Below are 3,877 nucleotides of genomic sequence, written 5' to 3' on the forward strand. Positions count from 1 at the left end.
TAATTTTGCTTTTTATAAAAAGTTAACATTTGATATTTTTCGCTATATTTCAGCGTTATCTCTTTTTTTAAAAAAAACAATTGTCAAAGTCAGGATAATAAGAAGCCTCATATATTAATTAAAATTAATATTTCCATCTTAAGAAGAATTCTCATTTTTTTCTCACTTAACAAAAAAGTCCAGCTTTCGCTGGACTTTTTATGGTATGGCTCCGGCGGAGGGATTCGAACCCCCAGCCTAGTGGTTAACAGCCACCCGCTCTACCGTTGAGCTACGCCGGAACAACTTCCGAGGTATATTATAACATAAGAAATGTTATAAATCAAGAAAATTCTTTGCTACTAATTTGTTAATTTTTACTTTATTTCAAAATATTCCATTATAGAATCGGCAATAATCTTTGCAAAAACGTCTACATATTTCCCCGACATAAAATTAATTTCAACAGTCGGATTTGATAAAAATTCAAGCTCAAAGAGAATTGCTGGACATTTTGTATATGCTAAAACTGCAAATTCTGCTGCTTTAACAGATCTAAATGGTATCCTGTTTGCTTTTATATGCTCTTCTAAAATACTTGCTACTTTTTTACTTTCTGTTATAGAGTTTTTCTTCTCGATAACCCTCGATTTAATAATATCTTTATTATCATTCATATCTAGATTCTCTTTGCTTGCAATTTTTCTTGCATATTTATTATCAGAAAAAGAAAAATAATATACCTCAGAACCCCTTACACTTCTATTTTCAAGATATGAATTTAAATGAATACTAATAAATAGATCAGCATGTAAATCATTTGATATCTTCGCTCTGTCATATAATTCAACAAATTTATCTGTATCTCTAGTTAAATATACATTTATATTTTTGCTTTTCAATATTTCCTTTGTCTTCAATGCAACCTTCAAAGCTACATCCTTTTCTTTTGTTCCTAAATACCCAAGAGCTCCTGGATCAAAATCACCGTGCCCAGGATCTAAAACAACTACAGGTTTAGAAAATTCTTCTGCCATTTCTATATCTAAAATTATTCTGCCATTTTCGATAAATTTGCTGTATCTTTTCGATTCTCCACTAAGAATAATTGTTACCCAAATCTCTTTTTTTGAATGTTGCATTGCTTTTATTCTGCTTAAAAACTTATTATTAAAATCTTTTGAGAAAGATACTTCTGGAATTTCTGCTCCATAAACTTTAATTAAATAACCTGGAACTGAGGTTAATGAATAAACTTCATATTTTTCTGGTTTCATTGAAAATTCCATAATAACCCTTAATTTATCCTGCATTAAAAATCCGTCTATACTCTTTAATTTTGCTAACTTATAATTTAAATAATACCCTTTAGAATTTTGAAAATACTCAAGATTTGAAAGCTTAGCTAAAATATCTAATTTTACAAAATATTTCTTATCTTTATATATAAAATCTTCAGAATTTAATGATAAACTCTCCGAAGAATTTACAATAGCAACTTTAGCTTTAGGGAAAACAACAGCTGACCATGTATCATCAAATTTTATTATAAACATATTTTCTGAAGTTCCCATTATACTGTAGTCAATATTTTCTAAATATGAAATATTGAGAAAAACATCATTGTTTTTCTCAATATAATTACTTCTGTCTACTTTTTTCCATTGTAAAAATAAGTCTCTGGAAAATACAAACGAAAGAAAAAGAAAAAAAGTTATTAACATTATTGTTTTTTTCATTTTTAATTACCACCCATATAATGTTTTTCAATAGGTACATGTGCATATTTAAATCCAGGCAATAAATTAAACGGGTCTATAGATCTTTCTGCTAATGTTCTTACTTCAAAATGCACATGTGGTCCTGTAGAAATACCTGTCGAACCAATTCTTCCTATTAACTCACCTTTTTTCACTATTTCTCCAACAACTGCTAAAGCTTTTGACATATGAGCAAATATATAATAATGTTTTCCTGCTTTTATCTTTACATATATGCCATATCCATTATCTTTTTTTACTTCAACAACCTTCCCAGTAACAGCAGACAAAATCGGCAATCCTTCACTTAATGCAATGTCTATTCCTGAATGAAATCGTTTCTCTTTGTAAATTGGATGAATTCTCCACCCATACAATGATGTAATCTCCCCCCAAACAGGCCATGAAACATCAACATTTTTATTAAAACTCAGCCCTATATATTCATACGGTATTTCTAATTTTTGCCCTATGTATAATAAGTTTGGATTTTTTATATTATTATATTCTGCAATTAAACTGGCATCTGAAAAAAATGTTTTAGCTATATAACTCAAACTATCTCCAGATTTTACCTCATAAATAATTACGGGTTTTTCTGGTATGATTAATTTTTTACCTGCATATATATACTTTTTATATGCATATTCAGGATTATAATCAATAATAATGGATAATGGTATATTAAGTTTATTAGCAATTTTTTCTAATGAATCACCACTTTGAATGGTGTAAGTATATGTTTTTACTGAAAAAATTAATAACGGTAACGCTATTAAAATAAGTAGAATAAATCGGTTTCTCATCACTTTCCTCCCAATAATTCAACTATTTTTTCTGCTATTTCATAATTTGGCAAAACAAAATCTGCATAATTTTCTTCAACTACTGCTTTTGGCATGCCATAAACCACACAAGTTTTTTGTGATTCTGCTATTATTTTCCCACCATAATGCTTAATTTTAAAAGCACCTTTTGCACCATCTTTTCCCATTCCAGTTAAAATTGCTGCTATTATATTAGACTTATATATTTCCGCGGCTTTGTCAAAAGTAAAATCTGCTGCTGGTCTAACATTATTTATTTTATCTGAAGAATCTAAAAATGTATATACCTTTAAACCATTCGCTTTCAAACCTAAATGATAATTACCTGGAGCTATATAAACAGTATTCGGTTTTAATTCTTCATTATCCTCTGCTTCTTTTACTGTTAATTCAGATACTTTATCTAATCTATTTGCTAGAGACTTTGTAAAACCTGCTGGCATGTGTTGAACAACCACGACAGGTACATTAATTCCTTTTGGTAAATTAGGTATAATAGTATCTAATGATCTTGGACCACCTGTCGAAGAAGCTATTAAAACTATTTTTTGCCCTCTTAAACTCAAACTAATTCTTGGTTTTTTTACTTTGATTGTTTTTCTCATCAACTTTGTTGGATCTACTTTCGCTGCGTTTCTTATCTTTTCTAATAATTCATCTCCAACACTTCTAAATGTCCAGGAAACACTACCCGCAGGTTTTTGTATAAAATCAACTGCACCATTTTCTAAAGCTTCTATAGTTATCTCAGAATCTTTAGATGTTAAACTGCTCACCATAATAATTGGTGTGGGGTTTTTTTTCATTATTAATTTTACCGCTTCAAGCCCGTTTAATTCCGGCATTTCAACATCCATTGTTATTACATCGGGTTTAAGAGATAAAGCCTTTTCTACACCTTCAAGTCCAGTCTTGGCTATTCCCACAACCTTCATATCAGATTGTTTCTCTATTATATCTTTTAAAACCATTCTCATAAATCCCGAGTCATCAACAATTAAAACCTTTATTATCTTATCGGTCATCTCTCTCCCGTTACCAAAGACTTACTAAAACCAATAAATACATATAAGGTTTTATGCTTTTTCCTGCTTCGCAGCGTCCGGTTTTGCCAAAGCTACTCCCGTTTGGTATAACGCTCCACAGGCCTAAATTCGGGGGTAACTCGCCCTACTTTGTTTTTTAAGCTAAGGCATAATCCCTCAAATTTAAAGCTGCATTTAAATCCCTATCGTTTTTATATCCGCATTCACACATATATATTCTGTCTGATAATTTTAAATCCTTTTTTATTTTTCCACATTTATGGCA

Annotated in this window: 4 protein-coding genes and 1 tRNA gene; all 5 read right to left on the reverse strand. The window is 30.1% G+C overall.

What is annotated here, in order from left to right:
* Positions 1-206 precede the first annotated feature (206 nt).
* Positions 207-281: transfer RNA gene (locus BUA62_RS11120), tRNA-Asn, on the reverse strand.
* A gap of 75 nt (positions 282-356) precedes the next feature.
* A complete protein-coding gene (locus BUA62_RS11125; RefSeq protein ID WP_072866103.1) occupies positions 357-1,718 on the reverse strand; it encodes an N-acetylmuramoyl-L-alanine amidase family protein in 1,362 nt (453 codons plus the stop codon).
* 2 nt (positions 1,719-1,720) lie between these two features.
* Entirely contained in the window at positions 1,721-2,545 is an 825-nt protein-coding gene (locus tag BUA62_RS11130; RefSeq protein ID WP_072866104.1) for a M23 family metallopeptidase, read from the reverse strand.
* Positions 2,545-3,591, reverse strand: a complete 1,047-nt coding sequence (locus BUA62_RS11135) for a protein-glutamate methylesterase/protein-glutamine glutaminase (RefSeq protein WP_072866105.1) — start codon at positions 3,589-3,591, stop codon at positions 2,545-2,547. Before BUA62_RS11135 ends, BUA62_RS11130 begins: the two co-directional genes overlap by 1 nt.
* Before the next feature lie 157 nt (positions 3,592-3,748).
* Positions 3,749-3,877: zinc ribbon domain-containing protein (locus BUA62_RS11880; RefSeq protein ID WP_143148393.1), on the reverse strand; the 129-nt coding region annotated here is incomplete at its 5' end.

Origin of the sequence: Marinitoga hydrogenitolerans DSM 16785 (assembly GCF_900129175.1) — a bacterium.
Classification (GTDB): domain Bacteria; phylum Thermotogota; class Thermotogae; order Petrotogales; family Petrotogaceae; genus Marinitoga; species Marinitoga hydrogenitolerans.